Origin of the sequence: Novispirillum itersonii subsp. itersonii ATCC 12639 (assembly GCF_000381985.1) — a bacterium.
Lineage (GTDB): Bacteria > Pseudomonadota > Alphaproteobacteria > Rhodospirillales > Rhodospirillaceae > Novispirillum > Novispirillum itersonii.
This window is the reverse complement of sequence record NZ_KB907337.1, coordinates 407568-434154: the sequence shown is the minus strand read 5'-3', so window position 1 is coordinate 434154 and position 26587 is coordinate 407568. Positions and strand designations below refer to the sequence as shown.

At 62.8% G+C, this 26587-nt stretch carries 25 protein-coding genes; 16 read left to right on the top strand and 9 right to left on the bottom strand.

The window, feature by feature from the left end:
• Positions 1-119 precede the first annotated feature (119 nt).
• The 15 genes from G365_RS0101980 to G365_RS19925 all read left to right on the top strand — a co-directional run bounded on the left by G365_RS0101980 (position 120) and on the right by G365_RS19925 (position 15749).
• Entirely contained in the window at positions 120-1337 is a 1218-nt protein-coding gene (locus tag G365_RS0101980; protein WP_026345016.1) for a deoxyguanosinetriphosphate triphosphohydrolase, read from the top strand.
• Positions 1334-3106: an arginine--tRNA ligase gene (gene argS, locus G365_RS0101975; protein WP_019643821.1), complete on the top strand. Its 1773-nt coding sequence runs from the start codon at positions 1334-1336 to the stop codon at positions 3104-3106. Before G365_RS0101980 ends, argS begins: the two co-directional genes overlap by 4 nt.
• 3 nt (positions 3107-3109) lie before the next feature.
• Positions 3110-5167 carry an SPOR domain-containing protein gene (locus G365_RS22575; RefSeq protein WP_019643820.1) on the top strand — a complete coding sequence of 686 codons (2058 nt, stop codon included), beginning with the start codon at positions 3110-3112 and terminating at the stop codon, positions 5165-5167.
• On the top strand, positions 5154-6197 hold the full coding sequence (nagZ, locus tag G365_RS0101965; protein ID WP_019643819.1) for a beta-N-acetylhexosaminidase: 1044 nt from the start codon (positions 5154-5156) through the stop codon (positions 6195-6197). Before G365_RS22575 ends, nagZ begins: the two co-directional genes overlap by 14 nt.
• Before the next feature lie 111 nt (positions 6198-6308).
• Entirely contained in the window at positions 6309-7016 is a 708-nt protein-coding gene (locus G365_RS0101960) for a site-2 protease family protein (protein ID WP_019643818.1), read from the top strand.
• Entirely contained in the window at positions 7016-7837 is an 822-nt protein-coding gene (locus G365_RS0101955; protein ID WP_019643817.1) for a segregation and condensation protein A, read from the top strand. The genes G365_RS0101960 and G365_RS0101955 overlap by 1 nt, the downstream gene beginning before the upstream one ends.
• Complete coding sequence (gene scpB / locus G365_RS0101950) at positions 7834-8502, top strand: SMC-Scp complex subunit ScpB (protein ID WP_019643816.1); 669 nt, start codon at positions 7834-7836, stop codon at positions 8500-8502. Before G365_RS0101955 ends, scpB begins: the two co-directional genes overlap by 4 nt.
• A gap of 132 nt (positions 8503-8634) precedes the next feature.
• On the top strand, positions 8635-9753 hold the full coding sequence (locus tag G365_RS0101945; RefSeq protein ID WP_155976084.1) for an ABC transporter ATP-binding protein: 1119 nt from the start codon (positions 8635-8637) through the stop codon (positions 9751-9753).
• 102 nt (positions 9754-9855) lie between these two features.
• Complete coding sequence (locus tag G365_RS0101940) at positions 9856-10101, top strand: twin-arginine translocase TatA/TatE family subunit (protein WP_019643814.1); 246 nt, start codon at positions 9856-9858, stop codon at positions 10099-10101.
• Positions 10102-10230: 129 nt separating this feature from the next.
• Entirely contained in the window at positions 10231-10680 is a 450-nt protein-coding gene (tatB, locus tag G365_RS0101935) for a Sec-independent protein translocase protein TatB (protein WP_020722888.1), read from the top strand.
• Positions 10681-10740: 60 nt separating this feature from the next.
• The gene (gene tatC, locus G365_RS0101930; protein ID WP_043741272.1) at positions 10741-11688 is read left to right on the top strand and encodes a twin-arginine translocase subunit TatC; all 948 of its coding nucleotides are present in this window, start codon (positions 10741-10743) and stop codon (positions 11686-11688) included.
• Positions 11689-11814: 126 nt separating this feature from the next.
• Positions 11815-13092, top strand: coding sequence for a serine--tRNA ligase (gene serS, locus G365_RS0101925; protein ID WP_019643811.1), 1278 nt, complete (start codon positions 11815-11817; stop codon positions 13090-13092).
• Complete coding sequence (surE, locus tag G365_RS0101920; protein WP_019643810.1) at positions 13085-13870, top strand: 5'/3'-nucleotidase SurE; 786 nt, start codon at positions 13085-13087, stop codon at positions 13868-13870. The genes serS and surE overlap by 8 nt, the downstream gene beginning before the upstream one ends.
• Positions 13871-13896: 26 nt before the next feature.
• Positions 13897-14523, top strand: a complete 627-nt coding sequence (locus tag G365_RS0101915) for a protein-L-isoaspartate(D-aspartate) O-methyltransferase (RefSeq protein ID WP_043741269.1) — start codon at positions 13897-13899, stop codon at positions 14521-14523.
• Between the two features lie 68 nt (positions 14524-14591).
• Positions 14592-15749, top strand: a complete 1158-nt coding sequence (locus G365_RS19925) for a M23 family metallopeptidase (RefSeq protein WP_019643808.1) — start codon at positions 14592-14594, stop codon at positions 15747-15749.
• A 72-nt stretch (positions 15750-15821) separates the two neighbouring features.
• Here the strand turns inward: G365_RS19925 and trmFO are convergent, their stop codons facing one another.
• The 3 genes from trmFO to G365_RS19920 form a co-directional block, all read right to left on the bottom strand.
• On the bottom strand, positions 15822-17207 hold the full coding sequence (trmFO, locus tag G365_RS0101905; protein WP_019643807.1) for a methylenetetrahydrofolate--tRNA-(uracil(54)-C(5))-methyltransferase (FADH(2)-oxidizing) TrmFO: 1386 nt from the start codon (positions 17205-17207) through the stop codon (positions 15822-15824).
• Between the two features lie 52 nt (positions 17208-17259).
• On the bottom strand, positions 17260-17634 hold the full coding sequence (locus tag G365_RS0101900) for a DUF1636 domain-containing protein (protein ID WP_019643806.1): 375 nt from the start codon (positions 17632-17634) through the stop codon (positions 17260-17262).
• 72 nt (positions 17635-17706) lie between these two features.
• Positions 17707-19008: a nicotinate phosphoribosyltransferase gene (locus tag G365_RS19920; protein WP_019643805.1), complete on the bottom strand. Its 1302-nt coding sequence runs from the start codon at positions 19006-19008 to the stop codon at positions 17707-17709.
• Positions 19009-19174: 166 nt separating this feature from the next.
• On the opposite strand from G365_RS19920, the gene G365_RS0101890 reads away from it, so the two are divergent.
• Positions 19175-20011 carry a cysteine hydrolase family protein gene (locus G365_RS0101890; RefSeq protein WP_019643804.1) on the top strand — a complete coding sequence of 279 codons (837 nt, stop codon included), beginning with the start codon at positions 19175-19177 and terminating at the stop codon, positions 20009-20011.
• A 256-nt stretch (positions 20012-20267) separates the two neighbouring features.
• Here the strand turns inward: G365_RS0101890 and G365_RS0101885 are convergent, their stop codons facing one another.
• From G365_RS0101885 to G365_RS0101860, 6 genes are read right to left on the bottom strand one after another with little or no spacing between them, the layout of a single operon-like run.
• Positions 20268-21059, bottom strand: a complete 792-nt coding sequence (locus G365_RS0101885; RefSeq protein ID WP_019643803.1) for an MBL fold metallo-hydrolase — start codon at positions 21057-21059, stop codon at positions 20268-20270.
• Between the two features lie 56 nt (positions 21060-21115).
• Entirely contained in the window at positions 21116-21892 is a 777-nt protein-coding gene (locus G365_RS0101880; protein WP_019643802.1) for a TatD family hydrolase, read from the bottom strand.
• A gap of 23 nt (positions 21893-21915) precedes the next feature.
• Positions 21916-23478 carry a methionine--tRNA ligase gene (gene metG, locus G365_RS0101875; RefSeq protein WP_019643801.1) on the bottom strand — a complete coding sequence of 521 codons (1563 nt, stop codon included), beginning with the start codon at positions 23476-23478 and terminating at the stop codon, positions 21916-21918.
• 54 nt (positions 23479-23532) lie between these two features.
• Positions 23533-24609 carry a DNA polymerase III subunit delta' gene (locus tag G365_RS0101870; protein WP_019643800.1) on the bottom strand — a complete coding sequence of 359 codons (1077 nt, stop codon included), beginning with the start codon at positions 24607-24609 and terminating at the stop codon, positions 23533-23535.
• Between the two features lie 10 nt (positions 24610-24619).
• On the bottom strand, positions 24620-25255 hold the full coding sequence (tmk, locus tag G365_RS0101865; protein ID WP_019643799.1) for a dTMP kinase: 636 nt from the start codon (positions 25253-25255) through the stop codon (positions 24620-24622).
• A 7-nt stretch (positions 25256-25262) separates the two neighbouring features.
• Entirely contained in the window at positions 25263-26537 is a 1275-nt protein-coding gene (locus G365_RS0101860; protein WP_019643798.1) for a D-alanyl-D-alanine carboxypeptidase family protein, read from the bottom strand.
• Positions 26538-26587 lie beyond the last annotated feature (50 nt).

The following is a 26587-nucleotide window of genomic DNA, read 5'->3' as shown; positions in this document are numbered from 1 at the left end:
ATACCCGATAAAAAGACAATGGATTTATTCCAAACTTAGGGCTCTTTCCGCAGGCTGGCAAGGCCGCGCCGCATGGGCAGGGTTGCTTCAGCGGGGGGCTTGGGGGTAGTGTGCGCTTCATGACGACCCACACGCCCCCCCTGCTGGCCCCTTATGCGTCAGATCCGCGCCACACCCGTGGCCGGCTGTATGCCGAGGATGGCAATGCGGAACGCGACGCTTATCAGCGTGACCGCGACCGCATTATCCATTGCGGGGCGTTCCGGCGGCTGCAGTACAAGACGCAGGTTTTTGTCTACCATGAAGGCGAAAACTACCGGACCCGGCTGACGCACAGTCTGGAAGTGGCGCAGATTGCCCGCTCTGTCGCCCGGTCTCTGTCCCTGAACGAAGATCTGGCCGAGGCTCTGGCCCTCGCCCACGATCTCGGGCACACGCCCTTTGGGCACGCCGGGGAAGATGCGCTGAAAGCCTGCATGGATGCCGAGTTTCAGGGGTTTGACCATAACGCCCAGTCGTTACGGATTCTGACCAAACTGGAACGGCGTTATGTCGGCTTTGATGGCCTGAACCTGACGTGGGAAACGCTGGAAGGGGTGGTCAAGCACAATGGCCCCCTGACCGGGCCGCTGGCACAGGCGATTGCGGCGGAACGGGGGAAAGAGCTGTCCCCCCTGCCGCTGGCCATCACCGAATATGCCGTCCTGCACGATCTGGAGCTAGATACCTTCGCCGGGCCGGAAGCACAGGTGGCCGCGCTGGCGGATGATATCGCCTATAACGCCCATGACATTGACGACGGCCTGCGGGCCGGTCTGTTCGAGGAAGCCGCCCTTTATGACGTGCCGCTGGTCGGGCCGATCCTGCAGGATCTGCGCCGTCAGCACCCGGAGCTGGAGCGGACTCGGCTGGTCTATGAAACCGTCCGTCGGCTGATCACCGCCATGGTGTATGATCTGCTGGCCGAAACCCGCCAGCGCCTGTCAGAAGACCGTCCGAAGACGGTTGACGATGTACGCCGCAATAATCGGCCTGTGGTTTCGTTTTCGGCGGAAATGGTGGAAAATGACAGGGCTTTCAAAGGGTTCCTGTTTCCCAACATGTACCGTCACTACCGTGTTAACCGCATGACCAGCAAAGCCCGCCGCGTTGTGCGCGATTTATTTACTCTTTTCCTGCAAGAACCAAGACTGTTGCCGCCGGACTGGCAGCGGGGCTGCGAAGGGGTTAACCACCCACGCACCGCCCGCCGGGTGGCGGATTACATTGCCGGAATGACTGACCGTTTCGCTCTTGATGAGCATCGCCGCCTCTTTGACCCCTCGGTAAAGCCATGAATCTCTTCACTCTCTTTCATTCCCATGTTCTCGCCGTCATCGACGGTCTGGTCGCCTCCGGCACGCTGCCTGCCGGGCTGAAGACCGCTGCTGTCACGGTTGAGCCGCCGCGCGACCCCAGCCATGGCGATATCTCGACCAACGCGGCGATGGTGCTGGCGAAAGCGGCGGGGATGAAGCCCCGGGATCTGGCCGATCATATCGCCGCAGGCCTGAAGGCCGTTGACGGGGTGACGGCGGTTGAGATTGCCGGGCCGGGCTTTATCAATCTGCGGGTTGCCTTTGGCCTGTGGGCCGATGTGCTGCGCCATGCCCTGCGCTCCGGCACCGGGTTCGGGGATTCTGATATCGGGCAGGGCGTGAAGGTCAACGTCGAGTACGTTTCGGCCAACCCGACCGGCCCGATGCACGTCGGCCATGCCCGGGGTGCCTGCGTCGGTGACGCGCTGGCCAACCTGCTGGCCAAGGCCGGGTTTGATGTGGCCAAGGAATATTACATCAACGACGCCGGGGCACAGGTGGATGTGCTGGCCCGCGCCCTGCGCGCGCGTTATCTGGTGGCCTGCGGGGCAATCACGCAGGATGAGTTTGACCGCCAGCTTGCCGCCAAGGAAATTCAGTACGGCGGCGAATATCTGGTCGAAACCGCAGAGGTGCTGAAGGCCCGTGACGGTGAGCGCTGGGTCAATGCCCCGGAAGAGGAATGGATCCCCGCCCTGCGGGAATTCGGCATTGCCGAGATGATGAAGATGATCCGCGAAGACCTTGATCTTCTTGGGGTTCGTCACGACGTCTTCACTTCCGAACTCGGTATGGTGCAGTCGGGTGAAGTTGTCCGTGCCAAAGAGCTGCTCGACAGCAAGGGCCTGCTGTACGTCGGCGTGCTGGAGCCACCGAAGGGCAAGACCCCCGATGACTGGGAGCCGCGCCCGCAGACCCTGTTCAAAGCCACTGATTTCGGCGATGACGTTGACCGCCCGCTGATGAAGAGCGATGGCAGCTGGACCTATTTCGCCTCTGATATTGCCTATCACGGTGACAAGTACCGCCGTGGCTTTACGCAGATGATTGATGTGCTGGGGGCCGATCACGGCGGCTACGTCAAGCGCATGCAGGCGGCGGTGCGGGCCCTGTCCGACCATCAGGCGGAACTGGATGTCAAGCTGTGCCAGCTGGTTAAGCTGCTGGAGAACGGCGAGCCGGTGAAGATGTCGAAGCGTGCCGGAACTTTTGTCACCCTGCGCGAGGTGGTGGAGCGGGTCGGGAAGGACGTGGTGCGCTTCATCATGCTCAGCCGCAAGAACGACATGGCGCTGGAATTCGACTACGCCAAGGTCACCGAGCAGAGCAAGGACAATCCGGTTTTCTACGTTCAGTACGCCTATGCCCGCATTCAGTCGGTCAAGCGTCATTTCGTCGCGGCGATGCCGGGCACCGACCTGTCGGCGGCGGCACTGGCCGGGGCGGATCTGTCGCTGCTGGCAGACAGCGATGAACAGGCGCTGGTCAAGCTGATCGCCTGCTGGCCGCGTCTGGTCGAAGCGGCGGCAGAAGTGCATGAGCCGCACCGTATCGCCTTTGCCCTGACGGAAGTGGCCGGGGCCTTCCATGCCCTGTGGAACAAGGGCCGGGAAAATGCCGACCTGCGCTTCCTGATTGCTGATAATCCTGCCCTGTCCCTTGCCCGTCTGGCCCTTCTGGAAGGGGTGGCGACCGTTATCGCCTCCGGTCTGGATGTGCTGGGCGTGGTTCCGGTGGAGGAGATGTAAACCATGCGCGAGCCCCGGGAGCCGCGTCTGACACGCCCGACCCAGCAGCAGGGATCGGGGCGGGAGCCTGCCTTCGGGCGGGCCCCGGCCCGTCCGGGCCGGCAGGAACCTGGCCTGTTTGATCTGTTCCCCGGCCGTAATGATCCGCAGCCGGGGTGGGATGAGGGCGGCTACGGCGCCCCTCAGCCCCTTCAGCCGGACCCTTACGCCGATCCGGTGCCCGCATCGGCACGGGGTGCTGCACCCCGTGGTCCGGCAGTGCCGCCGAACCCGTATGGGGCTGAGCCCGGATTTGCCAGCGGGTTCGGATCCACCGGCTTCGACAGTGGTGACGAGTATCCCGATCCCTTCGGACGGGATGCCCGGTCGTTCCCCCAGCAGGGCCCGTCACCGCAGGCAGCCTATGCCGCACCGCCGCGTCCGCCGCGCGCCCCTGTATCCGGCGCTGCCGCCGGTGGCGGGATGGGGCCGGTCTCTGCCGTTGATCCGCATGATCCGTTTCATATCGGTGCCCAGCAGGGGGCGGCGGCGCCTGCCAGCTGGAATGATCCGGAATGGGATACTCCGGCTCCCTCCGCCTTTCCCGGTCGGACCGCACCGGCAGAACCCGGCCTGCGGCGGGAGCCGATGATGGTTCCCCCTGAGCCTCAGCCCCGCCGTGGGCAGGCCGACATGCCGCCGGAGCCGGTGTTTTCCCCGGCCCCGCAGGGCTATGGCAGCGGCTATGATGATGGCTATGACACGCAGGATCAGGATCCGTGGATGACCCCGGCCCCGGCTGCCCCGCAGCCTGCCGGACGTTCGCCGGAGCTTGACCGCTATGCCATTGACCCTGACGGAGAGGGCTTCTTCGCTGAAGCCCCGCGCCGGGATCAACCCCGTGATCTGGCCCGTGATCTGGCCCGTGATCCGGCCCGCGCCTCCTCGCTGAGGGAGCCCCAGATACGCGACCCCCAGATGCGTGACACTCCCCCGCGGGAACGGAGCTTTGAAGACCTGCCCCCGCGGCGGGACCCGCCGCCGCGCCGCGAGCCGGTTGCCGAGCCTGAAGAGGCCAAAGGCGGGATGCTGAGCGGCCTGCGTCTGAAATCCATTCAGCCGCGCGCGCCGCGTATGGCATCGCCGTTCCCGATCACCGGCCTGCCGGAAAATCCGCAGCGCCGCAGCAAAACCATGCTGTGGGCGGCGGTTGCCGCCGGGGTTCTGCTGGTCGGGGTTGCCGGATGGACCCTGATGAGCAACCGCAACGGGGCCGACGGCAAACTCGGGGCCCCGACGATCATGGCCGACCCGTCACCGTTCAAGGTGCGCCCGGCTGATCCCGGCGGAATGCAGGTCGCCAATCAGGACAAGATAGTGTACGAGCGGATCAGTCCGGATGAGGCCCAGCAACCCGGCGTCGAAAAGCTGTTGCCGGAGCCGACCGCGCCGCGCGCGCCGGAGGTGACGGAACCGCAGCGCCCGACGCAGGCGGTAATCCCGGCCGGTCCGCAGGCGATGGAGACGGCTTCGTCCCCGCCTGTGGTGCCGCCTCAGCCACAGGTCGCGGCGGCTCCGGCATCCACCGGTGGCGCTGTGTCCGTCGGGCAGGTCGGGGCACCGCCGATGGTGGCATCGCCCCCGGCCCCGGTTTCATCCGGCCCGGCACCGTCTTTCAACACGCCGCAGCCTGCGGCGGTTGAGACTGCACCGCGTGGCCCGGCTGTCCTTGGCCCCGCAGTGACCGGCCCGGCGACAGCATCGGTCCAGCCTCAGGCTGCCCCGATCACCCCTCCGGCACCGGCGGTGCCTGCCGCCCGGACCGCTGCGACCGGATCGTTCTCGGTGCAGCTGGCCGCCCTGCGGGATGAAGTGTCGGTGCGGAAGCAGTGGGATGGCCTGAAGGCTAAATACCCTGATCTTCTCGGCCCTTACTCTATGGGAATTGAGAAGGCGGATCTGGGAGAAAAGGGCGTGTTTTACCGGCTGCGGGCCACCGGCCTGCCGACAGAAGAGTCGGCCCGGACCCTGTGTACTGAACTCGCCAAGCAGAAAGTGGGGTGCCTCTTTGTCGGGAAGTAACCATCTGCCGCAGGCTGTCATCTATGGATGCGCCGGGCCGCGCCTGAGTGCGGAGGAAAAGCAGTTTTTCCGCACGGCAAATCCGTTTGGTTTCATCCTGTTCGCCCGCAACGTTGAAACGCCGGAGCAGCTGCGTACCCTGACCGGTGACCTGCGCGAGAGCGTTGGCCGGGCCGATGCCCCGATCCTGATTGATCAGGAAGGCGGGCGGGTCCGCCGGATGCGGCCCCCGGTGTGGGAAGAGTATCCGTCAATGCGGCCTTTCGGGGACCTGTGGCGGCGCGACCCGCAGGAAGCCGCGCGTCTGCTGCGGCTGAACACGCTGTTGCTGGCCGCAGACCTGCGCGATGCCGGGATTTCGGTCAACTGCACGCCGGTGCTGGATGTGCCGGTGGAAGGGGCCCACGACGTCATCGGCAACCGGGCCTTCTCGACCGATCCGGCCTGCGTGTCGGCTCTGGGCCGCGTGGCCTACGATGCCTGCCTTGAAGGGCAGATCCTGCCGGTGATCAAGCATCTGCCGGGGCATGGCCGCAGCCATGTGGATTCCCATCATACCCTGCCGGTGGTCGATACCCCGCTGGCCGATCTGCGCCGCAGCGACTTCCTGCCGTTCCGTGATCTCAAGGATGCGGTGTTCGGGATGACCGCCCACATCGTCTTTCCCAGCATCGACGGGGATGTTCCGGCGACCCAGTCGGCAACGGTGATCCGCGATATCATACGGGAAGAACTGGGCTTCACTGGCATTCTGATGACCGATGACCTGTCCATGAAGGCGCTGAAGGGCGATTTCACCAGCCGGGCCCGGATCGCGCTGGATGCCGGGTGCGATCTGGTGCTGCATTGTAACGGTGATATGGCGGAAATGACCGCCGTCGCCGATGGGATGCAGGCGATGACCCCGGCCTGCTGGGCACAGTGGCAGGCGGCGCAGGCTCTGTTGCCCGCCGCCGCACCGGATCTGGATCCGCAGGAGGCCCGGCGCGAGATCGCCCGTGGTCTGGGGCTGCCGCTGGTGGCGGCCTGACCGCTTCCGCCCCCAAGGTTGTTTCGCGATACGAACGCCCCTCTGGCATCCTGCCCGGGGGGCGTTATATTGAGGGGCCACACCTTTATTCGACCGGGAGCCCGACGCGCCGTGATACCTGACATTTTCAGCGCCGAATGGCTGTACACTGCTTCCACCTGGGTGTTGCCGGTTCTGCTGGCGGTAACTCTGCATGAAGTGGCCCATGGCTATGTCGCGGCCCTGTGCGGCGACCCCACCGCCCGGATGCTGGGGCGTCTGTCACTGAATCCGCTGCGGCATGTGGATCGTATGGGGACGGTGATTTTGCCCGGCCTGCTGCTGCTGTTTAAGTCGCCGTTCCTGTTCGGCTGGGCGAAGCCGGTGCCGGTGGATTTTCGGCGGCTCGGCTCACCCCGGCGCGACATGGTGCTGGTGGCGGCAGCAGGCCCGGCCAGCAATCTGCTGATGGCAGCCGCTGCGGCTTTTGCTCTGGCCGGGGTGCTGAATGCTGATCTGTTCAGCCGTGACATCACGCGCTGGCTGGGGCTTAACTTTGTAAATGCCTTACAGTTCAACTGCCTGCTGGCTGTTTTTAACATGATTCCTCTGCCGCCGCTGGATGGGGGCAGGGTGGCGGTCGGTATTCTGCCGCAGGCCCTTGCCGCACCGTTGGCCCGGCTTGAGCGCTTTGGAATGGCCCTGCTGATCGGGGTTGTGATGCTGCTGCCCCTGATCGGGTCACAGCTGGGGGTTAACCTGAACGTTCTGTCGTGGCTGATCGGCCCGCCGGTTCAGGCCCTGAGCGGCGGCCTGCTGTCCCTTGCCGGGTTGCGGTGATGACAGAGGCGGTTGAGCCTTTTTCCGACGCCGGAGCAGACGCCCGGGACCCTGTTCAGGCGCTGGTGGTTAATCTCAACGGCTATGACGGCCCGATTGATGTGCTGCTTCAGCTGGCGCGGGACCAGAAGGTGGATCTGGCGAAGATCTCGATCCTGCATCTGGCGGAGCAATATCTGATCTTTGTCGCCGAAGCCCGGAAAGAGCATCTGGAGCTTGCCGCCGATTATCTGGTGATGGCGGCATGGCTGGCCTATCTCAAATCTCGGCTTCTGTTGCCGCCGGAACCGGGCGGGCCGGAACCATCGGCAGAAGAAATGGCGGCGGCCCTGCAGTTCCAGCTTCAGCGGCTGGAGGCGATGCAGGGGGCGGCTCAGGCCCTGACATCGCGCCCGCTGCGGGGGCGCGATGTCTTTGCCCGTGGTGGGGCGGAAGGGGTCAGGCTGTCCACCACCTCGGTATGGGATGTGACGCTGTATGATCTGCTCAAGGCCTATGCTGATCATAAGCGCCGGGAAGGGGCGTCGGCCCTGCATATCGAGCCGCTGACCCTGTTTTCCGTCGATGAAGCTCTCAGCCGTCTGGAAAAGCTGCTCAACATCGGGTCTTTGCCGGACTGGTCCGATCTGCGCCGCTATCTGCCGGATACATTAACCGACCCGCTGATGCGGCGCTCGGCGGTCTGTGCCCATTTCATCGCTTCGCTGGAGTTGGCCAAACAGGGGCGGCTGGAGGTCCGGCAGGACGGGGGGGCCTATTCCCCGCTGCTGATCCGTGCCCGTGGTGATGGACAGCCTTTTTCTGAGGCGCCTGAAACATGAGTGATACATTTGCAGATGCGGCGATGACCTTGACTGAAAAAGATTTTTTCCATCTGCGCCTTCTGGAGGCGATCCTGTTTTCCTCGCCGGAAGCGCAGGCGGAGAAAGATCTGAAGAACCGCCTGCCGGATGCGGATGTTCCCGCTTTGTTGCTGGCATTGCAGCGGCAGTATCAGGGGCGGGGTATTACCCTGCGCAAAACCGGCGGGTCGTGGGCCTTCCGCACCGCCGAAGATCTGGCCCCCCATATGGTCGTCGAGCAGCAGGAAACCCGCAAGCTGTCCCGCGCCGCGCTGGAAACACTGGCGATCATCGCCTATCACCAGCCGGTGACGCGGGCGGAAATCGAGGATATCCGGGGCGTCGCGGTTTCGAAAGGGACGCTTGATATTCTGCTGGAGGCAGGGTGGATCCGCCCGCGTGGCCGCCGGGCCACCCCGGGGCGCCCGCTGACATGGGGCACCAGCGATGCTTTTCTGGACCATTTCGGCCTGAATTCGTTGCGGGATCTGCCGGGGCTGGAGGATCTGCGGGCCGCCGGGTTGCTGGATCAGCGCCCGTCAATCGCAGCCTATGGGGCGCGGGCCCGTGACGAAGGGCCGCTGGTTGATATGGATGGCGAGGAGGGTCCTGACCCCGATCAACTCGACCTGCCGGATATCTGAGCCCCCCTCGGGGAGCCCGGAAGGCGATTGCCATTTGCCTTTGTCCGGCGGGATGTGGGATGAAAGAGCGAATGATTTGCAACACCGGGGCGTCAGATGCCCCGGGATATGTCTGAAAGAGGCTGAGACAGGATGCACGTTGACCCGGTACGCCCGACCCGCCTGAGAGAGACCCCCAGCCACCGGCAGGCCGGATTGACGATGGAAGGGGTCCGTCATTCTTACGGTTCCCGTCAGGTGGTCCATGACCTTAGCCTCAGTATTGCCGATGGTGAGCTGCTGTGCCTGCTCGGCCCCAGCGGCTGCGGCAAGACCACGACCCTGCGGATTGCCGCCGGTCTGGAAGAGCCCTCGGCGGGAACGGTCTGGGTCGGGGACCGGGTGGTCGCGGGGCGCGACACCTTTATCGCCCCGGAACAGCGCGGTATCGGGTTTCTGTTTCAGGATTACGCTTTGTTTCCGCACCTGACGGTGCTGGAAAACGTGCGCTTCGGCATGGCGCATCTGCCGAAGGCGGAAGGGGTGGAGACGGCGGTTGCCGCCCTGAGGCGGGTGGGGATGGAAAGTTATGCCGGTGTCTACCCGCATACGCTGTCCGGCGGGCAACAGCAGCGGGTCGGGCTGGCCCGCGCGCTGGCCCCGCGCCCGCGCCTGATGCTGCTGGATGAACCGTTCTCGGGTCTGGATAAGCGCCTGCGCGATCAGGTCCGGGATCAGACCCTGCATCTTCTGAAAGACAGCGGCGTATCGACCCTGATGGTCACCCATGACCCGGAAGAGGCAATGTTTATGGCCGACACCATCGCCCTGATGCGGGATGGTCATGTCGAGCAGATCGGTAACCCGGTGGAGCTGTACTGCCGTCCGCGCACGGCTTTCGCGGCCCGGTTCTTCGGCGAGGTGAACAGCCTGCCCGCCCGGGCCGTCGCCGGGCGGGTCGAAACCCCGCTGGGGACCTATGAGGCCCCGGCAGGGACCGCCGATGGCCCGGTGGAGGTGCTGATCCGCCCCGAGGCCCTGCGGCTGGAGGCCGTGCAGGACGGTGACGATCCCGCCGTGGCGGCGACCGTGGTGGAAAGCCGGATGCTTGGCCGCAGCAGTCTGGTGCATCTGCGCATTGACGCCGGGGGGGCGGCGCTCCATCTCCATTCACGGATGCCGGGTCTGTTTCTGCCCCCACCGGGGGAGCCGCTGGCCGTGGTCCCTGACCGGTCGCAGATTTTCATCTTCGCTGCTGACGCGGATTTGTAATCCTGCGGCTGAGTTTGTTACGTTGCGGCATCGTCGGCTTTCTGCGATGATCCGCCCCCACCCCCCTTTGCCGACCACAGTTGCGCGGAGTTTTCTGAAGTCATGGGTACTTTCAGCATTTGGCACTGGCTTGTTATTCTGGTGATTGTTCTGGTCCTGTTCGGTGGCGGCAAGATCCCGCGCCTGATGGGCGATTTCGCCAAGGGTATCAAAGCCTTCAAAAGTGGCCTGAACGAAGACGAAGGCAAAGCCGACGCCGCCAAGGCTGATGTCCCGGCCCAGCCGCGGGTTGAGTCCGCCGCCGATGCCGCCAAGGTTGACAGCAAAGACAAGACCCCGTCCGCCTGACGCCGGGCAGGCATCAAAGAATGGGCGGTCCGGTTGCCGGATCGCCCGTACTGCGTGATAATGCAGGGGTAAGGCTGCCGTCAGTGCCCGGCCCATTGGGCCGGACCGTCGTTTTCGGGGTTATGGCACATGTTTGATCTGGGCTGGTCAGAGATCCTTCTGATCGGGATTGTCACCTTGGTGGCTCTGGGGCCGAAAGAATTGCCTCAGGCCATGCGTATGGTCGGGAAGGTGCTGCGCAAGGTCCGCTCCCTGTCGTCTGAAGTCCATAAACAGATGGATGATCTGATGCGGGAGACCGAGCTGCAGGAGCTGCGCGATCAGGCCCGGATTATTTCTCCGTCTACCCTGCAGGCGCAGGCCCGCAATCTGCTTGACCCGGAAGGGACCGTGCAGAACAGCCTGGGCGGCATGCCTCCGTCTCCCGGCGCCGCCCCTGCCGCGCCCCTGCCGCCGGTCGTCCGGCCTGCGGCAACGCCGCCGGCGACACCGGCCGCGTCTGCCCCGACCCCAGCCGCTGCTCCGGCGGAGGGCGGCCTGCCCCCGGTCCGTCCCGGTGGCACTCCTCCGCAGTCGTAACGCCCGGCCCGCAGACCGGGCCATTTCATCACGATGTTTCTTTCTGAGGCAGGGTCAAACGTGAGTTATCAGGACAACCCCGAAGACAACAAAATGCCGCTGATGGACCACATTGTGGAGCTGCGCCGCAGGCTTTTGTATTCGGCCCTTGCCTTCGTTCTGGCCTTTTTCCTCTGCTACGCCGTCTCGACCCACATCTATGGCTTTCTGATCCAGCCGCTGGCCGACATCATGCATGAGATCGGCGGATCGCAGCGCATGATCTACACCGCGCTGACCGAAGCCTTTTTCACCTATCTGACCGTGGCAATGTTCGGGGCCGGGGTGATCACCTTTCCGATTATTGCCTCCCAGATCTGGGCGTTTATCGCCCCGGGTCTGTACCGGCATGAGCGCCGGGCCCTGATGCCGTATCTGATCGTGTCGCCGATCCTGTTTACCATGGGGGCGACGCTGGTCTATTATTTTGTTATTCCAATGGCCTGGCGGTTTCTCCTCGGGTTTCAGACCAATGCGGAACAGACTGTTCTGCCGATTGAGCTGGAAGCGAAGGTCGGGGAATATCTTGGTCTGGTGATGAAGCTGATCTTTGCGTTCGGCATCTGCTTCCAGCTGCCCGTACTGCTGACCCTGCTGGCCCGTGTCGGTGTGGTGACCAGCGCCGGGCTGGCGGCAAAGCGGCGCTATGCGATTGTTGGCGTTTTCATCGTTGCCGGGGTGCTGACCCCGCCGGACGTGATCAGTCAGATCGGTCTGGCCGTGCCGCTGATGGCCCTGTATGAGGCCTCGATCTGGTCGGCCCGTCTGATTGAACGCAATCGCCGCAAGGCTGAAGAAGCGGCTCAGGCTGAAGAAGCCGCCGCCGAAGCTGCTGAACAGGCCCGCGCGGCGGAGGATGCGGAAACCACCGCCCTGGGGACTGAGAACACTGCCGCCGCCGCCCTGCCGGCACCGGCGCAGAAACCCGATCCGGAACTTGGGGTCGAGGAAACAGATTTTAATCGCTGAATGACCGGGCCCTCGCGTATAAAGATCGCGGGGGCTTGAGTTTTTGGGATCCCACCGGGAACCCTGCCCAAAGACAGTCCCTTTAGACCGCCCCTTTGCATTCTTTCGTGCGTATCGAGGATAACCATGCTTGATCTGAAATGGGTTCGTGAGAACCCGGACCTTCTGGATGCCGGTCTGGCCCGTCGTGGCAAGGAGCCGCTGGCCGCGTCCATTGTGGCTCTGGATGAGAAGCAGCGTGCGGTGACGACCGAGCTGCAGGGCCTGCAGGCCCGCCGCAACGATGCGTCCCGTCAGATCGGCGCGGTGAAAAAGTCCGGTGGCGATGCCCAGCCGCTGATGGATGAAGTGGCGGCGATTAAAGATCGCATGGCGGCTTTGGAAGAGGACGAGCGGACCCTTGTCGCCGACCTTGAAACGCTGATGCTGGGCATCCCGAACCTGCCGGACGATCAGGTTCCGGACGGGGCGGATGAAAACGACAATCAGGAAATCCGCCGCTGGGGGGAGCCGAAGAGCTTCGATTTTACCCCGAAGGAGCATTTCGACCTCGGCACCGGTCTGGGGCTGATGGATTTTGAAGGGGCGGCCAAGCTTTCCGGGGCCCGCTTTGTGATCCTGAAGGGGGCGCTGGCCCGCCTCAGCCGTGCGCTGGCTCAGTTTATGCTGGATCTGCACACCGGCGAACACGGCTACACCGAGATGAATACCCCGGTGCTGGTGCTCGACGGCCCGCTGGTCGGGACCGGACAGCTTCCGAAGTTTTCTGAAGACCTGTTCAAAACCACCGGAAATCATTGGCTGATTTCGACGGCAGAAGTCACCCTGACCAACACGGTGGCAGACAGCATCGTTGACCCGGCCAAGCTGCCGCTGCGCATGACGGCCCATACCCTGTGCTTCCGCTCTGAGGCCGGAGCTGCGGGGAAAGATACCCGTGGCATGATCCGCCAGCACCAGTTCGAGAAGGTCGAAATGGTCTCGGTCTGCACGCCGGAGCAGTCGGAAGCTGAGCATCAGCGCATGACCGCCTGCGCCGAGGAAGTGCTGAAGCGCCTGAATCTGCCCTACCGCGTTCTGGCTCTGTGCTCGGGCGACATGGGCTTCTCCGCCCGCCGCACCTATGATCTGGAAGTGTGGCTGCCGGGGCAGGACCGCTACCGCGAAATCTCGTCGTGCTCCAACACCGGTGATTTTCAGGCCCGCCGCATGAAGGCCCGGTATCGGCCGGAAGGCGAAAAGGCCACCCGCTTTGTCCATACCCTGAACGGGTCGGGCGTGGCGGTTGGCCGCTGCCTTGTCGCCGTGCTGGAAAACTATCAGCAGGCTGACGGCTCCATTGTCGTGCCGGATGCCCTGCGCCCCTACATGGGTGGGCTGGAAGTGATCCGCACCGATGTTTGAGCCGATCACCGACCTGAAAAACACCCGCGTTCTTGTCTCCAACGATGATGGCCTGCACGGGCCGGGGCTGGAGGTGCTGATCCGCATTGCCGAAAGCCTGTCAGACGATGTCTGGGTGGTGGTGCCCGAGCATGAGCAGAGCGGCGCCGGGCACAGCCTGACGCTGCATCATCCGCTGCGCATGCGGCAGGTGCGGGACCGCGTCTATGCGGTTTCCGGTACCCCGACTGACTGTGTCCTGCTGGCCGTGAACCATCTGCTGAAGGATCACCGGCCCGGTCTGGTGCTGTCCGGGGTTAACCGGGGTGCCAATCTGGGTGAGGACGTCACCTATTCCGGCACCGTTGCGGCGGCTATGGAAGGGACCCTGCTGGGGATTCCGTCCATCGCACTGTCGCAGGTCTATTCTGATGATACCTCGGTGCCATGGGAAACGGCGGAGGCCCATGCCCCGGGCGTTATCCGCACCCTGACCGCACTGGGGTGGCCGGAAAGCGAACTGATGAACGTCAACTTCCCCTGCGTGGCTGCCGATGCGGTCAAAGGGGTCGTGGCGGTCCGTCAGGGCTCCCGCAAGATCGGTGATGACCTTGATCAGCGCTTTGATCCGCGTGGACGGTCCTATTTCTGGATCGGGCCGCAGCGGTCGCGGGAGCGCGCCGATGAGGGGACCGATATTGCGGCCATCCAGAATGGCCAGATCGCTGTTACCCCCCTGTGTGTCGATCTGACCGCCGGGGAAACTCTCGGTCGTCTGCGCGCCGGAGGTCTGGCGTGAAGGATGCACGGGTTGCCCGTCTGATTATGGAACTGCGGCAGGCGGGGGTCGGCGACCCCCGTGTGCTGACAGCCATGGAAATGGTGCCGCGCAGCCTGTTCGTCCCCCCGCATCTGGATGTTGAGGCATATGAGGACCGGGCCCTGCCGATCGGCTGCGGTCAGACCATCAGTCAGCCGGTGGTGGTCGGGCTGATGTCGCAGGCCCTGGCGATCGGCGACCGTCACCGGGTGCTGGAAATCGGTACGGGGTCAGGATATCAGGCAGCAGTGCTTGCACGTTTGTGCCGTCGTCTGTACAGTCTGGAACGGCATCGAGACCTGCATCTTCAGGCAGAACAGCGGTTTAAGTCGTTAGGGTACCGTAACATTACGACCAAGGTGGGTGACGGCTGGAAGGGATGGCCGGAACAGGCACCGTTTGATCGGATTATTGTAACGGCCGCTGCGGTTGAACTGCCAAAAGCCCTGATTGATCAACTGGCACCGGGCGGAGTGCTGGTGATCCCCATCGGGCCTGAGTTTGAAACGCAGGAGCTGTGGCGTTTTGTGAAAGATCCCGCGTCCGGGCAGTGCGAGGGACAACGCATGTTTCCTGTCCGGTTTGTCCCGATGATTCAGGGGCTTCCCGGCGGTGGTCGGTACGGTGCCTGACGGAATATCGTCCTGAGACGGTGATGTTCCGCCTCTGGAATGGTTAGACGGGGTCAACAGTGCGAGCCATGAAAACAGTTTCCGCCCGGATGATGGGAGTTCTGGTGACGGTCGCCGGTCCGCTGGTGCTGACCGCCTGCGGATCACCTGAGCAGTATAATCCGCCCTGGTTGCAGCAACAGCATACCGGGGGGGCATCTGCCCCGCAGCCTGCTCCGGCGGCGCCAGTAAAAAAGCCTGTCCAGACGGCATCGACCCCGGTCGCTCCGCAGCCCGTATCGCAGACGGCTGAGGCTCCGGCTCAGGCCCGTACGGTGACGGTCGGGAAGAATGAAACTCTTGCGGCTGTCGTCAGGCGTACGGATGTGCCCGGCAAGTTCCTGATCCGCGAAAATGGCCTGAAAGAGCCCTATACCCTGACAGAGGGGCAGGTGCTGAAGGTTCCGGCGATCCGGTCCCATACTGTGGTATCGGGTGAAACGCTGACCGGCATTTCCAACCGCTACGGCGTTGATATGACGCAGCTGGCCCGGATCAATGATATTCCGGCCCCTTATGGGGTACAGGTTGGTCAGGTTCTCGGTATTCCGCAGAATGAGCCAAAACAGCCCCTGCCTGCGGCAGCCCAGACGATGGTTCCCGAAGGGCAGAAAATGGCTGCCGCAACGCCGGAGCCTCAGCATACCGCACCGGCCCCTTCATCCTCCTCTTCGCAGCCCCCGGCAGCGGATCCGCAGACGCCCCCACAGCCGCAGGCAGCCCCTCCGGCCCCATCCGCTCCGCCCAGCAGCGCAGCCAGTGTTCCGGGGAAGAGCGATCTGTCTGTAGAGCCGCCGAAACGGGCGGGGTCGCTGTTTGCATGGCCGTTGAAGGGCAAGGTCCTGACCGGGTATGGTGTTGATGCTGCAGGGCTGCGGAATGACGGCATTAACATTCAGGCATCCCCCGGGGCCAGTGTCCGGGCGGCGGAAAACGGCGTGGTGGTCTATGCCGGGAATGAGCTGAAAGGCTTCGGCAATCTGTTGCTGATCAAGCACGCCGACGGCTGGATGACGGCTTACGCCCATAATGCCGAGCTGGCAGTGCTGCGCGGCGACGTCGTCAAAAAAGGGCAGGTGATCGCCAAGGCCGGAGCGACCGGCTCCGTCACATCGCCGCAGGTGCATTTTGAAGTCCGGAAGGACGGCTCTGCGGTTGACCCGATCCAATATATGGAAAAGCGCTGACAGCCTGCGCTGCCTGATTTTTCCTCTAAAGAAAAACGCGGAACCTTTTGGTCCCGCGTTTTTTTATTCTCTTCAGCCGGCTTTTGACAGGGCCGGGATAGCCGCAGTCCAGATTGGTAGGTCGGCCAGCGCCCGGCGGCTGTACAGCACTTTACGCTCCCGACCGCGGATTTTCCGGCCCCGGGCATCTTTTTCTTCCGGCGGTTCGGGGAACAGGCCGAAGTTCACATTCATCGGCTGGTAGGTTTCCGCCGCTGCGTTGAGGGTAATGTGACTGAGGATTGCCCCCAGCGCCGTGGTTTCAGGGGGCAGGGCTTCGGGCAGGCCCAGCACCTCGCGGGCGGTGAAGACACCGGCCATCAGGCCGACCGAGGCACTCTCGACATACCCTTCGCAGCCGGTGATCTGACCGGCGAACCGCAGGCGGGGCAGGGACTTCAGGCGCAGCGTACGATCCAGAAGGCGCGGACTGTTAAGGAAGGTGTTACGATGGATACCGCCCAGCCGCGCGAATTCAGCCGTCTCAAGCCCCGGGATCATCCGGAAGATGCGGGCCTGTTCAGCATACTTCAGCTTCGTCTGAAAGCCGACGATGTTATATAACGTCCCCAGGGTGTTATCCTGCCGCAGCTGTACTACGGCGTAGGGCTTAACGCCCGGCGTATGCGGGTTGGTCAGGCCGACCGGCTTCATCGGGCCATACACCAGAGTCTGGCGGCCCCGTTCCGCCATCACTTCGATCGGCAGGCAGCCTTCAAAGTAAGGGGTGTCTTTTTCCCACTCTTTGAATTCGGTCTTTTCGGCAGCCAGCAGGGCATCCAGAAAAGCATCGTATTCTTCGCGGGTCATCGGGCAATTGATGTAATCGGTGCCGGTGCCCTTGTCATAGCGTGACTGGAACCATGCCCGCTCGAAGTTGATGCTGTCCTTATGGATAATTGGGGCGATGGCGTCGAAAAAGGCGAGGGAATCCTCTCCGGTTTCGGCCTGTACGGCAGCAGACAGCTTACCCGACGTCAGTGGCCCGGTGGCAAAAATGGTCTGGCCCCATTCCACCGGCGGCAGGCCGGTCACTTCCGCACGGTCGAGGGTGATCAGCGGATGGGCATTCAGCTTCTCGGTCACCAGTGCCGAAAATGCATCGCGGTCAACGGCAAGAGCGCCCCCGGCAGGAACCTTGGTGGCATCGGCGCAGGACAGGATCAGCGATCCACAGCGGCGCAGTTCCTCATGCAGCAGGCCCACCGCGTTGTATTCGGCATCATCTGACCGCAGAGAGTTAGAGCAGACCAGCTCGGCACAGCCATCGGTCTGGTGGGCCTCGGTCTTCACCACCGGGCGCATTTCATGCAGGATGACCGGGATCCCGGCTTCAGCCAGCTGCCATGCGGCCTCGCTGCCGGCCAGCCCGGCCCCAACCACATGCACCGCATTACGGGAAGTCTGTGAATCCGACATTGTTCAACCTGTTAGCAGGGGTTTCTAAGAAAAAGCAGGAAAGGGCAGGGGGTCAGTCTTCGTATCCCAGCGCCGGGGAGCGGGAGACAAATTTACCCTTAATACCCTGCGGCCAGGTCCGGAATGGCACGATCCCGGTTTCAGAGTCCTGATAGGCCCGCACATACTCCAGCAGGGCATCGGCGGATCCGTCCTCGGCGCACAGCCGCCCGAGTGTATAGGCCATTTTGCCGGGGGCCCGGACATGGGCGGTGCAGTTGCGGTCACAGGCCATCAGGCACTTCATGGTGCGGATGGTGATGGCGTCTTCTGCCGCAACGGCAGCCCTCAGGGTTTCAGCCAGCCGGTGCCCGCCGGTCTGACCGTCTTTCTCCCGTTCGCCATCGCTGTGGCGGCAGGTTTCGCAGACAATGATCTCGGTGCTCACGACAGGATTCCTCTTCTCGGTCCGGCGGTCTGTGTATCACCCCTGCCACGGCAAGGAAAGGTGCCACCGGGCTTAGGCGACGATTGCCCTGAAGGCAGCCCCGGCTTCGCCGAACAGGCGGCGGTAGCGGGCAATTTCCTCTGCCGGGCCGGTCGGTTTGGCAACGTTATCTGAAAGCTTGATCGCCGGTCGCCCCTGTACCGCCGTGACCTTGCACACCAGACTGAGGGGGTTGAGGTCATCCCGGTTGCGGGGATGGCAGCCCCGGAAATCGTTGGCAAACAATGTTCCCCAGCCGAAACCAAGGCGGCATCGCCCCCGCAGGGCCTGATCCAGCGCCAGAATATCGTCAACGTCCAGCGCATCGGAGAACAGCACCAGCTTTTCCCGCGGGTCGCGGCCCCGGCTTTGCCACCAGAGGATGGCTTCCTCTGCGGCCTCAAAGGGATCCTTGCTGTCCACCCGCAGGCCGGTCCAGTCCGCCACCCAGTCAGGGGCCCCGGCCAGAAACTGCGTGGTGCCGTAGGTGTCGGGCAAAAACACCAGCAATCGGCCCTGATACATCTGCTGCCACAGATCCAGCACCCGGTACTGGGCTGAGCGCATATCTTCTGCCGTATCAGCCAGCGCGGTCAGCACCATCGGCAGTTCATGCGCGTTGGTGCCGATCGCTTCCAGCCCGTGCTTCTGGGCGAGCGAGACATTGGACGTACCGTTGAAGGCGGACCCAAGACGGTCCTGCGCCGCCAGAACGGCCCATTCCTGAAACAGAAAGTCGCCCCGGCGTCGGGTGGAGAAGTCCGCGATGCCCGTCACCCCGGCGTCTGCAAGCCGGTCAAGCTTCCCCCACAGCCGGGTTTTGGCGCGGGAGTACAGCACATCCAGCTCCAGCTCCGACAGGCGGGCCAGCCCGGCGCGGTTCCGCAGCGTATTGACGATGGTGACGGCGTAAATTTCCCACAGCATCACCTCGGCCCACGGGCCGGAGAACGTCAGTTCATATTGACCGTCAACGGTCCTGATCTCGTAGTCCGGCAGCCGCAGGTTTGACAGCCAGCTCAGAAAGGCAGGCTGGAAGATTCCTTCGGTCCCGTAAAAGGTGTTCCCGGCCAGCCAGATCCGTTCCTGATTGGTCAGACGCAGGGTGCGGACATGGTCAAGCTGGGCTTCCAGCTCCCGCCGGTCAATGATGTCGGCAAGGCGCACGGCAACAGACCGGTTGATGAGGGAGAATGTGACCGGGATCTCGGCAAAATTCTTCCAGATCATCTGCTGCATCAGCAGCTTATAAAAATCCGTATCCAGCAGGGAGCGGACAATGGGATCAATCCGCCAGCGGCGGTCATAGGCGCGGGACGCCAGATTAAGCATCATGACAGGGGCCTCAGTAACCCTTAAGGCGGATAACCTGACATGACTTTCCCGTGAACGCGATTGCATTGCAAGGAAAGCTTGATAAAAACCTTAAGGTATTTACCGGATTGATCCTTTTGCGGTATCGCTCTCCAACGCCCCCGATCAGGAAAAAAGGGAGGTCATCATGACGTCAGGTACTGTTTCACAGGGTGTGCATCTTTTGGTGATCGACCCGCAGCAGGATTTCTGCGACGGCCCCTGTCAGGGGGCGCTGGCGGTGCCCGGTGCTGACGCCGATATGCGGCGGCTGGCGGCACTGATTGACCGGCTGGGGCAGGGGATTGATGCCATTCATGTGACGCTGGACAGTCACCAGCTTCTCGATATTGCGCATCCGGCCTGGTGGCGGGACCCTTCGGGCGCGCCGCCCGCTCCGTTTACCGTCATTTCAGCGGCAGATGTGATGGCCGGGCAGTGGCGTGCCGCTGATCCGGCGCAGCAGGACCGCTCGGCCCGTTATGTTGCGACGCTGGAGCAGCAGGGAAAGTACGCGTTGGTGATCTGGCCGCCGCACTGCCTGATCGGCACCCCTGGCCATGCGGTTCATCCTGATCTGTTCGCGGCCCTGATGCGCTGGCAGATTGCCCGGCACCGGGCCGTAAATTTCGTCTGCAAAGGCGCGAACCCGTATACAGAGCATTATTCGGCAATCGCCGCAGAAGTACCGGATCCGGACGACACCGGAACCCTGCCGCATACCGGCCTGCTGGGGGCTTTAAGCCGGGCAGGGCAGGTCTGGGTTGCGGGCGAGGCCCTGAGCCACTGCGTCAGGGCGACGGTGACCGATATCGCCGATCATCTGGGGGTTGATGCCTGCCGCCGGTTTACGGTACTGGGGGATTGTATGAGCCCGGTCCCGGCGTTGCCGGGCGGACCGGATTTCCCGGCACTCGGCCGTGAATTTCTGAAGGCAATGCAGGCTCGCGGGATGATGGTTGCTGACAGCACTGCGTTGATCTAAGCCGTAACAGGGAGCCTGCACCTGCAAGCGTAGATTTTGGCATCCCCGCCGGAAAGGCTGATCCGGCGGGGATATCTTTTTGCAAAGCCAAGGGGGAAGGCCGGATGCAATCCTCTTAACCCATTGAAAAGAAACGCTTTCTATAGGGGTTAACCAAATTGGTGATTGTCGCATAATATATATTATGGATAGAATTAGATCTGGCGCAAAGGCATTAAGATCGACCAGATGATAATAACGGTGTTATGGTGCGTTATCAGTCCGCGATGGTGATTTGCAGCCCGTCATAGGCTGGCCGGACATGCGGCGGCAAGGTTGCCTCTAACGTGGCATAGTCCAGTGCCGGGCCCAGATGGGTCAGCCATGCACGCTCTGGCCTGACGCGGTCGATCCATTCCAGCGCCAGATCAACATGGGCATGGGTCGGGTGCGGATTCAGGCCGAAGACACCAATCACCCAGACCTTAATCCCCTCAAGGATCGGGAAAGCCTCTTCCGGCAGATGCATCAGGTCTGTTGAATAGGCGAAGTCGCCGATCCGCAACCCCTGCGTCAGCCCCCAGCCGTGGTCCTGCTCAAACGGTATGACCGGCACCCCGGCGACCGTAAACGGGCTGCCGTCAATCAGGTGTGGCTGCAGCCATGGCCGGAAGATGTATTTTCCTTCGGGGATCCCTTCAAAGGCATAGCCAAAGGATTCCTGCAGTTTTGCCAGAGTCGGGGCATCACCCCATACCGGCAAGGCACCGCCGATATTGCGGTTGATCGCCCGCAGATCATCGACACCATGCGTATGGTCTGCGTGACCGTGGGTAAAGACAACCCCGTCCAGCGTGCGGATATCATTATCCAGAAACTGGGCCCGCAGGTCAGGGGATGCATCGATCAGAAGCCGCCTGCCCTGCCCGTCTTCCGGTGAGGTCACCTCGACCAGAGCCGAACAGCGGGTCCGGCGGTTGCGGGTGTTGCGTGGGTCGCAGGCGCCCCAGCCGTGATCAAGGGCCGGTATTCCGCCGGAAGGGCCGCTGCCGAGGATCGTGATCTTCATCGAAAGCCCCTTTTACCAGATCTGCCGGTGAACGCACCCTGCCCTGTCTGCACCGCTCAGGCCGCAACCTTGCTGAAAAGCCGATGGAAATTTGCGGTGCTGACCGCGGCAAAGTCTTCCGTCGACAGGCCTTTCAGATCTGCGACCTTTGCAGCGGTATAGGCCGTAAAAGCAGGCTCGTTGCGTTTGCCGCGCTTCGGGATCGGGGCCAGATACGGCGCATCGGTTTCCACCAGCAGGCGCTCTGTGGGCAAACCACGAACGGTTTCCCGCAGATCTTCCGCCTTATTGAAGGTCACGATCCCGGACAGGGAGATGTAAAGCCCCATCTCGACACACTCTTCAGCCAGCGCGCGCGAAGAGCTGAAACAGTGGATCAGCCCCCGGAACGGACCAGCCTTCATCTCGTCGCGGATTATCGCCAGCGTATCATCGTCGGCATCCCGGGTATGAATAATCACCGGCAGGTCGGCTTTACGGGCGGCCTCGATATGCAGCCGGAAGGCCCGCTGCTGGTCCTCACGCGGGCTATGCTCATAAAAATAATCAAGGCCGGTTTCCCCAAAGCCGACCACCTTGGGGTGATCGGCCAGGGCAACCAGCGTATCAGCATCGTGCAGGGTTTCCGATCCGGCCTCATGCGGGTGGATACCAACGGTACACCAGACGTTATCAAACCGTTCCGCCACCGCACGGACCCGCTCAAACCGCGACAGATGGGTGCAGATGGTCAGCATGGTGCTGACCCCTGCCCCTTCAGCCCGGGCGATCACATCCGGCAGTTCTTCAGAAAAGTCAGGAAAATCAAGGTGACAGTGACTATCCACCAGCATGGGCGTAACCAACTTTCTCTTTTTTACGACGCGTCAGACACTTCGGCTTCAACATAGCGCGGGAAGATGCCTTCCGGCTTCGGCAGCGCCGTACCCGGCACCAGTGCCCCGGCTTCGCCAAAGTGTGCCGTGGTGCGGGCATCCGCCGCAACGGCCATCTGGTCCAGCATTCTGCCGGCGCTGGTCGGCACGAACGGCTGCATCAGCAGTGCAAGATTCCGGATGGTTTCCGCCAGCACCCACAGCACCGTTTCCATACGGGCGGGATCGGTCTTCTTCAGACCCCACGGGGCCTGACGGTCAACATAACCGTTGGCAGCACGGATCACCACCCAGATGCTTTCCAGCGCCTCGTTGAACACCTGCCGGTCGAGCTGGCCGCGCACGGTGTCAAGCAGCGCATAGGCACTGCCGAGCATGGCGTGATCATCTTCGGTCAGCGGGCCTTTATTCGGCACGGCGGCATTGCAGTTTTTGTTGATCATCGACAGAACACGCTGCGACAGGTTGCCAAAATCGTTGGCAAGCTCGCTGTTCATACGGTTGACCATCGCCTGATGCGAGAAATCACCGTCGTTGCCGAACGGCACTTCCCGCAGCATGAAGAAACGCACCTGATCCAGACCGTACTTTTCCACCAGCTGGTACGGGTCGATCACATTGCCGAGCGACTTGGAAATCTTTTGCCCCTCGTTGGTCCACCAGCCATGGGCGAACACCCGCTGCGGCGGCGGCAGATCGGCGGCCATCAGGAAGGCAGGCCAGTACACAGCATGGAAGCGCAGAATATCCTTGCCGACCATGTGCAGGCTGGCGGGCCAGAACTGCCGGTATTCCGCCGCGTCGGTATCGGGGTAACCGACAGCGGTGATGTAGTTGGTCAGCGCATCCAGCCACACATACATGATGTGGGCATCATCCCCCGGCACCGGCACGCCCCACTTGAAGGTGGTGCGCGAGACCGAGAGATCCTGCAGCCCGCCCCGCACGAAGCTCAGCACTTCGTTGCGGCGGCTTTCCGGGGCAATGAAATCGGGGTTGGCTTCGTAGAACGCCAGAAGACGGTCCTGCCATGCCGACAGACGGAAGAAATAGCTCGCCTCTTCCACCCATTCCACCGGCGCACCGGTCGGGGCCAGCTTCTCGCCGCCCGGCCCGGTTTTCAGCTCGGACTCAGCGTAGAAGGCTTCATCCCGCACCGCGTACCATCCGGCGTACTTGTCCAGATAGATATCGCCCTTTTCCAGCAGCCGGGTCCACAGGGCCTGACAGGCGGCCTTATGGCGGGCTTCGGTGGTGCGGATGAAATCGTCATTGCTGTAGCCCATCGCAGCCGCCAGATCGCGGAAGTTCTGCGAGACTTCGTCGGTGAACTGCTGGGGGGCGATACCCTTGGCCAGAGCCGACTTCTCGACCTTCTGGCCGTGTTCGTCAGTACCGGTCAAAAACTTGACAGCATATCCATCCAGCCGCTTGAACCGGGCCAGAACATCGCACGCCAGCGTGGTATAGGCGTGGCCGATGTGCGGCTTGTCGTTCACGTAATAGATCGGCGTGGTGATGTAAAAGGGCTTTTGCCCGGCCATCGCGGTATCTCCCGATTGGGCGTGGGGTGCGGTCGTGTCGGGGCGGCGTGACGGTCAGCGGCGGGTCATCTCGCGCTCAATCAGCGCGAAGACACTCAGCAGAACAGCCTTTTTGTCCAGCGCCACAGCCCCTGTCCGCTCGAACAGGTGACCGATCTTTTCCCACACCTCCACCCAGCGATCAAGAGGCGCGGCAGCAAGCAGGCTGCGGGTCAGGCCGTTTTCTCCGGGAATAATCTCAACCGGGTCCTGTCGCCGCCCCCCGGCGGCGATGGTCCGGGCCAGCCACCACAGCAGCAGATCGGCTGTTATGGTAAAGGTTTCCTCGCTGCGGGACACTTTTTCGGCAAAAGCATGCAGGGCAATGCCATCCAGTTTTGGCAGTGTCCGCAGCAGGGTGATCAGGGCGAGATAATGTTGCAACCCGCCTTCGTCGGCCAGCTCCAACGCCCGGCCGATACTGCCTTCCGACAGCCGCAGCAGGGCTTCGGCATCTTCGCGTGGCAGATCAGGGCGGCCCCGCCCCAGCAGGCTCAGAGCATCCGCTTCTGACGGCGGGCGCAACGGCAGATGACGGCAGCGGGAGCGGATGGTCGGCAGCAGGCGGGCCGGGTTATGGGCCAGCAGCAGCAGCAGAGACCGCTTTGACGGCTCCTCAAGAACTTTCAGGATCGCATTGGCCGCATTACGGTTCATCTCGTCGGCGGCATCGATCAAAACCACCTTCCAGCCCCCGGCGGTCATGGCCAGAAACTCTCCGACATCGCGGACGCTATCGATGACGATTTCGCCCCGGAAGCGCTTTTTCTTCTCGTCCCACTGGCGTTCGATGACCCGGAAGTCGCCATGCGCGCCCTGTGCAATCTGCCGGAAGACCGGATCCTGCGGCGGGATATCGAGCGTCTGCGGCGGCCCGAACAGGCCGCCGGAGCCACCGGCCTCCGTGCCCTGCGCCAGCACAAAACGGGCAACGCGATAGGCAAAGGTGGCCTTGCCGATACCGCGCGGGCCGGTGATCAGCCAGGCATGATGCATCCGGCCCCGGTTCCAGGCATCCAGAACCTGATGTTCTGCATCCGCATGGCCCAGCAGCAGGCTGTTTTCCTTTGGGGGGCGCAGACCGTCTGTCATCGTCGCGGCCTTAGCGCCCCGGCCCCATCAGGCGGCTGGTGACGGTTTCCAGAATCACCCGCCGGATCTCGTCAACACTGCCCATGCCGTCGATGGTGGCGCAGCGCTGCGGGTTCGCCCGGACAATGGCCTGAAAGCCACTGCGGATTTTCAGGTGAAAGGCATCCGCCAGCCCTTCGAAACGGTTTTCATCGTCGCCCCGGCGCCCGGCCCGGGCCAGCCCGACTTCAACCGGCACATCCAGATACAGGGTCAGATCCGGCTCCAGTCCTTCGGAAACGGCCTGATACAGACCGGCCAGCCAGTCAGGATCAAGCCCGCGCCCATAGCCCTGATAGGCCAGAGTGGAGTCATTAAAGCGGTCGCACAGAACCCAGGCCCCGCGTTCCAGCGCCGGGCGAATGACGGTTTGCAGATGGTTGCGGCGGGCGGCGAACAGCAACAGCGTTTCGCTGATCCCATCCCAGCGCCCGGCCTCGCCCTTCACCAGCAGGGCGCGGACCTCTTCAGCCCCCGGTGATCCCCCGGGCTCCCGCGTCTGCACGACGGAAATCCCCAGTCTCTCCAGCGCGGCGGCAAGGAAGGAAATCTGTGTTGATTTCCCTGCCCCTTCGCCGCCTTCAAAGGTGATGAAGCGCCCGCGCACAGCCCGGTTACTTCGACGGCTGGGTCGACGGGGCAACCGTCAGGGCTTTGTTGGTGATATCATTGACATTCTGCTGCGCCGGGCCCACCACCATATGACGCAGGGCGGCGGCAATCCGGCCCATGAAGCCAAGGCGTTCAACATCGGTTGCGGCGTACAGCGGCACGTCGATCGGGGCATCCATATCCGGGCCGTTTACCCGCAGGGTGGCGATCTGCGCCCCCTTCTGCACCGGGGCCGGAACCGGGCCGTTATACATCACCCGCACGTCAAGATTCTGTACTGCCCGGCGCGGCAGGGTCAGGCGGACATCCTTCTGAGTGGTCAGCGGCACTTCGTCCAGATCCCCCAGCCACACTTCAGCGGTGGAGATATTTTCCCCCGCCGTGAACAGGGTCTTGTTCTCGAAGTTGGCGAAGCCCCAGTCCATAATTTTCTGAGATTCTTCAGACCGTTCGGCCATCGAGTTCAGACCGTTGACGACCATGATCTGGCGGCGTTCGCCCCGCTGGGCTGAGGCTGTCAGGCCGTATCCGGCAATGGAGGTATGGCCGGTCTTCAGGCCGTCAGCACCGGGCATGGTGAACAGCAGCGGGTTGCGGTTCTGCTGGCGGATTTTGTTGTAATAGAACTCTTTCTCCGAATAGATCCGGTAATATTCGGGGAAGGTGACAATCAGATAGCGCGCCAGAATCGCCAGATCGCGGGCCGTCATGAAATGGCTGGGGTCGGGCAGGCCGGTGGCGTTGGCGAAGTGGCTGTCCTTCAGGCCGATTTCCTTGGCCTTGCGGTTCATCGCTTCGGCAAAGGCATCTTCAGTTCCCATCAGCCCCTCAGCCAGAACGATGCAGGCATCGTTACCGGACTGGATGATCATGCCCCGCAGCAGATCCTCGACCTTGGCTTCGCTGTTGAGGTCAAGGAACATGGTGGACCCGCCGGACGCGGCACCGCCCTTCTTCCAGGCGTTCTGAGAAACCCGGAACTTGTCTTCAAACGACAGCGATCCTTCCTTCAGGCGTTCAAACACCATCAGGGCGGTCATCAGCTTGCTCATCGACGACGGCGGCATCTGGGTGGTGCCGTTTTTGTCGTACAGAACAGTGCCGGTTTCGAAATCGACCAGATAGGCTTCCCGCGCCTTGGTTTCCAGCGTCACCGCCCCGGCCGGGGCGATCAGGGCGGTGGAAGACAGCAGAACCGCCGCAACCGCCGCCACGGCCAGATGGCGCAGGGCCTTCCGGGGGGCGGACACAGACTGGCGGAGAGCAGAGACGAGCATGGCGAACCTATTTAATCAAGAATGTGAACCACGGTGTGCAGCAGGCGGAT

Coding starts and splice junctions, on each gene's coding strand:
- G365_RS0101980 (WP_026345016.1), top strand. CDS start 120: ATGACGACCCACACGCCCCCCCTGCTGGCCCCTTATGCGTCAGATCCG.
- argS (WP_019643821.1), top strand. CDS start 1,334: ATGAATCTCTTCACTCTCTTTCATTCCCATGTTCTCGCCGTCATCGAC.
- G365_RS22575 (WP_019643820.1), top strand. CDS start 3,110: ATGCGCGAGCCCCGGGAGCCGCGTCTGACACGCCCGACCCAGCAGCAG.
- G365_RS0101955 (WP_019643817.1), top strand. CDS start 7,016: ATGACAGAGGCGGTTGAGCCTTTTTCCGACGCCGGAGCAGACGCCCGG.
- scpB (WP_019643816.1), top strand. CDS start 7,834: ATGAGTGATACATTTGCAGATGCGGCGATGACCTTGACTGAAAAAGAT.
- G365_RS0101945 (WP_155976084.1), top strand. CDS start 8,635: ATGCACGTTGACCCGGTACGCCCGACCCGCCTGAGAGAGACCCCCAGC.
- G365_RS0101940 (WP_019643814.1), top strand. CDS start 9,856: ATGGGTACTTTCAGCATTTGGCACTGGCTTGTTATTCTGGTGATTGTT.
- tatB (WP_020722888.1), top strand. CDS start 10,231: ATGTTTGATCTGGGCTGGTCAGAGATCCTTCTGATCGGGATTGTCACC.
- serS (WP_019643811.1), top strand. CDS start 11,815: ATGCTTGATCTGAAATGGGTTCGTGAGAACCCGGACCTTCTGGATGCC.
- surE (WP_019643810.1), top strand. CDS start 13,085: ATGTTTGAGCCGATCACCGACCTGAAAAACACCCGCGTTCTTGTCTCC.
- G365_RS0101915 (WP_043741269.1), top strand. CDS start 13,897: ATGGAACTGCGGCAGGCGGGGGTCGGCGACCCCCGTGTGCTGACAGCC.
- G365_RS19925 (WP_019643808.1), top strand. CDS start 14,592: ATGAAAACAGTTTCCGCCCGGATGATGGGAGTTCTGGTGACGGTCGCC.
- trmFO (WP_019643807.1), bottom strand. CDS start 17,207: ATGTCGGATTCACAGACTTCCCGTAATGCGGTGCATGTGGTTGGGGCC.
- G365_RS19920 (WP_019643805.1), bottom strand. CDS start 19,008: ATGATGCTTAATCTGGCGTCCCGCGCCTATGACCGCCGCTGGCGGATT.
- G365_RS0101890 (WP_019643804.1), top strand. CDS start 19,175: ATGACGTCAGGTACTGTTTCACAGGGTGTGCATCTTTTGGTGATCGAC.
- G365_RS0101885 (WP_019643803.1), bottom strand. CDS start 21,059: ATGAAGATCACGATCCTCGGCAGCGGCCCTTCCGGCGGAATACCGGCC.
- G365_RS0101880 (WP_019643802.1), bottom strand. CDS start 21,892: ATGCTGGTGGATAGTCACTGTCACCTTGATTTTCCTGACTTTTCTGAA.
- metG (WP_019643801.1), bottom strand. CDS start 23,478: ATGGCCGGGCAAAAGCCCTTTTACATCACCACGCCGATCTATTACGTG.
- G365_RS0101870 (WP_019643800.1), bottom strand. CDS start 24,609: ATGACAGACGGTCTGCGCCCCCCAAAGGAAAACAGCCTGCTGCTGGGC.
- G365_RS0101860 (WP_019643798.1), bottom strand. CDS start 26,537: ATGCTCGTCTCTGCTCTCCGCCAGTCTGTGTCCGCCCCCCGGAAGGCC.